The sequence below is a fragment of the Nguyenibacter vanlangensis genome, assembly GCF_013376155.1.
GTDB lineage: Bacteria > Pseudomonadota > Alphaproteobacteria > Acetobacterales > Acetobacteraceae > Gluconacetobacter > Gluconacetobacter vanlangensis.
Genome location: NZ_JABXXP010000358.1, coordinates 1 through 3,025 on the forward strand (window position 1 = coordinate 1; position 3,025 = coordinate 3,025).

The window sequence follows — 3,025 nt, forward strand, 5'->3', positions numbered from 1 at the left end:
CGGGCAGCCGGTCGAGCGTGCGGCGGGGCGCGGTCGCGGCCCAGTCGGCCATTTCCTTCGCCGCGTCGCCGGACAATGTGTAGAGATGGACGATGTTCAGCGGGTAGTTGGTGCGCGCGATCTGCAGCCGGGCCAGCGCGCGGAAGGCGCCCCCGACCAGGTAGAGCGGCCTGCCCTGCAGGGTATCCAGCCAATCGACCTGCGCGATGTCGGCATCCGCGATCGCACGGGCCTTCTGAAGGTCGCCTTCGGCGCGGTCGTTCAGGCGGATGACGCCCAGGCGCAGGGTGCAGGCCTCGTGCTTCTGGCCGCCGGACAGGCGGATCAGCTCCAGCGATCCGCCGCCGATATCGGCGACCAGCCCGTCGGCCTCGGGCAGGCCGGCCAGCACGCCGGTGGCGGAGTAATCGGCCTCTTCCTCGCCCGACAGGACGCGGATCGGCACGCCGGGCATGCGCGCGCGCAGGGCGGCGACGAATTCCGGGCCGTTGGAGGCGTCGCGCACCGCGGCGGTGGCCAGGATCTCGAACGGATCGGCCTCCATCCCCCGGGCGATGGCATAGAAGCGGTCCATGACCTGCATGGCCATGCCGACGCCGCCTTCGTTCAGGCGGCCGGTCGCGTTCAGGCCGCGCCCGAGCCGCAGCACGGATTTTTCGTTGAAGATGGTGATCGGGTTGCGGCTGACGCCGTCGAAGACGACCAGCCGGACCGAGTTCGACCCGAGATCGACGACGGCCGAGCGGCGATGGGTGCCGGCGGTCATGCCGCCCCGCGCGTTACGAAAGGGGCGGGCGACGGAGCCGCCTTGGATTGCGTCATGGCGAAATCCTCAATCATCGAGAATCCGGTCCTGGTGGCGGGGCAGCGGCGTGCCGACACGGATCTGGGCATCCTGCGCCGCCAGGCCGCGTCCGGACAAAGACGGGTTGGTCATGAAATAATCGTGCGCCGAAAACGGCCGGGCCCCGGGTTCCAGCCGACGCCATGCCCCGTTCTGCTGAAGGATCCAGGCTTGCAGATTGTCCTTGAGGTCGGTGACCATGATCTGGTCGAGGACCTGGGCATGGACGGTGGGGTCACGCATCGGCACCATGCTTTCGACCCGCCAGTCCATGTTGCGGACCATCCAGTCGGCCGACGAGATGTAGATCTTGGCGTGGCGCGACGGCAGGCGGTGCCCGTCGCCGAAGGCGAAGATGCGGGCATGTTCGAGAAAGCGCCCGACGATCGACTTGATGCGGATATTCTCGGACAGGCCGGGCACGCCGGGACGCAGGCAGCAGATGCCGCGCACCACCCCCATGATGCGCACCCCGGCGCAGGAGGCGCGATAGAGCCGGTCGATCAGGTCGGGATCGACCAGCGAATTCATCTTCAGCCAGATCTGCCCGGGACGGCCGGCGCGCACATGCTCGATCTCGCGCTGGATCAGTTCCTCGATCGTGCGGCGGACGGTGACGGGCGAGAACGCGATGGCTTCCATGCGCGTCGGCACCGCATAGCCGGTCATGTAGTTGAACAGGCGGGCGGAATCGCGCGCCAGTTCCGGATCGCAGGTGAAGAAGGACAGGTCGGTATAGATGCGCGCGGTGATCGGGTGATAGTTGCCGGTGCCGAAATGGGCGTAGGAACGCAATGTCCCGCCCTCGCGCCGGACCACCAGGCTGAGCTTGGCGTGGGTCTTGAGGTCCGAGAAGCCGAACACGACCTGCACGCCCGCGGCTTCGAGCGCGCGGGCGAGGCGGATATTCGCTTCCTCGTCGAAACGGGCCCGCAATTCGACCATGGCGGTCACGGACTTGCCGGATTCGGCGGCCTCGATCAGCGCCTTGACGATCGGGCTGTCGCGCGAGGTGCGGTAGAGCGTCTGCTTGATCGCGACCACCGCCGGGTCCAGCGCCGCCTGGCGCAGGAACTGCACCACCACGTCGAAGCTTTCGAACGGGTGGTGGATGATCATGTCCTTCGCCCGGATCGCGGCGAAGCAGTCGCCGCCGAAATCCAGCACGCGCTCGGGGAAGCGGGGCGTATAGGGCGGGAAGAGCAGGTCGGGCCGGTCGTCGACGATCAACTGCCTGGTGTCGACGACGCCGATCAGGCCAGGCTGGATCTCGACCTCGTCGGTCGGCACGTCCAGTTCGGCGGCGACGGCCCGGCCCAGGTCGGCCGGCATGTGCGAATCGATGTCGAGATGGATCACCACGCCGCGGCGCCGGCGCTTGAGCGCGGTTTCGTAGGAGCGGACCAGGTCTTCGGCCTCGTCCTCGAATTCCACGTCGGTGTCGCGGATGACGCGCAGCACGCCCCATTCGCCCGCCACCAGCGCGGGAAACAGCCGGTCGATGCACAGCGCGATCAGGCTTTCCAGCATAATGAAGCGCGCCGCGCCGGACGGGCTGAGGGCGGCCGGAAGACGGATGAAGCGTTCGATCTGCGCCGGCAGCAGGATCATCGCGCTCATGACGAAGCGGCCGGTGTCCTTGGCTTGCAGGCGCAGCGACAGGGCCAGGCCCATATGCGGGATGAAGGGCAGCGGATGGGCCGGGTCGATGGCCAGCGGGGTCAGGACGGGAAAGACCCGGTCCATGAAGAAATGATCCAGCCAGTCGCGCTCGGCGTCCGTGACGGTGTCGAGGCTGCACAGCACGATCCCGGCCTCGGCCAGTTGGACGCGCAGTTCCTTCCAGATGCGCTGCTGCTCGCGCAGCAGGCGGGCGGTCCGGTCGCGGACGGCCGCGAGCTGCTGGGCCGGGGTCAGCCCGTCGGGCGAGGTGGTCAGCAGCCCCTCGCGCACCTGGCCGACCAGGCCGGCGACGCGCACCGAATAGAATTCGTCGAGATTGCCGGCGCTGATCGACAGGAAGCGCAGCCGCTCGAGCAGCGGGTTGCGGGGATTGTCGGCCTCTTCGACGACGCGCTGGTTGAAGTCGAGCCAGGAGAGTTCACGATTGATGAAGCGCGCGGGCGAATCCATGTCCGCGATCGGCGGGCCGGCGACGGCGCCCGCGGTCGCCGCGGCCGG

At 68.3% G+C, this 3,025-nt stretch carries 2 protein-coding genes; both read right to left on the reverse strand.

The genetic code is table 11. The features are described from left to right. Window positions 1–766, reverse strand: a 766-nt coding sequence (locus tag HUK84_RS13785; RefSeq protein WP_456306672.1) for a Ppx/GppA phosphatase family protein, incomplete at its 3' end; no start/stop codon positions are given. 66 nt (window positions 767–832) lie between these two features. Continuing rightward, window positions 833–2,977 (reverse strand): RNA degradosome polyphosphate kinase, encoded by a 2,145-nt coding sequence (locus HUK84_RS13790; RefSeq protein WP_176640800.1) that lies wholly within the window; start codon window positions 2,975–2,977, stop codon window positions 833–835. Window positions 2,978–3,025 lie beyond the last annotated feature (48 nt).